Source organism: Mesorhizobium sp. M2C.T.Ca.TU.002.02.1.1 (assembly GCF_003997225.1).
The window spans coordinates 1-514 of the sequence record NZ_RZTO01001489.1; the positions used below are offsets into that span (position 1 = coordinate 1).

1 protein-coding gene is annotated in these 514 nt (G+C 66.3%); it reads left to right on the plus strand.

The window, feature by feature from the left end; translation table 11 throughout:
- Positions 1 to 514 (plus strand): EamA family transporter (locus EOD07_RS36905; protein ID WP_164772984.1); only part of this gene is annotated, 514 nt, incomplete at both ends.

A 514-nucleotide genomic window follows, 5' to 3' on the forward strand; every position in this document is an offset into this window, starting at 1 on the left:
CTATACCGCCATGCTCAACTTCGGCGAGCTCACCGTCTCGGCGGGCGCGGCCGGCTTCATCATCAACGTCAGCCCGATCTTCACGGCCATCATGGCGATGGCCCTGCTTGGCGAGCGCTTCTCGGGCATGGCCTGGCTGGGCACCGTCATTTCCTTCACCGGCATCGGCATCATCGCGGTGGCCGACGGGCACGGCCTGCATTTCAATGCCGGCGCGCTGCTGGTGCTGGGCTCGGCACTTTGCTCGGCCGTCAACACCATTGTCCAGAAGCCGCTCTTTGCCCGCCATCATCCGCTGACGATATCTGCTTCCAACATGGTGCTCGGCGCGCTCTGCCTGTCGCCCTTCCTGCCGGAAGCGTTTTCCCAGGCGGCGGTCGCCGACACCGCCGGTCTCGGTGCAGTCATCTACCTCGGCATCGTGCCTTCGTTGATCGCCTATGCGGCCTGGGCGACGGCGCTGTCGCGCCTGCCGGCCGCGCGCGCCTCGAACTTCCTCTACCTCGTCTCGCCG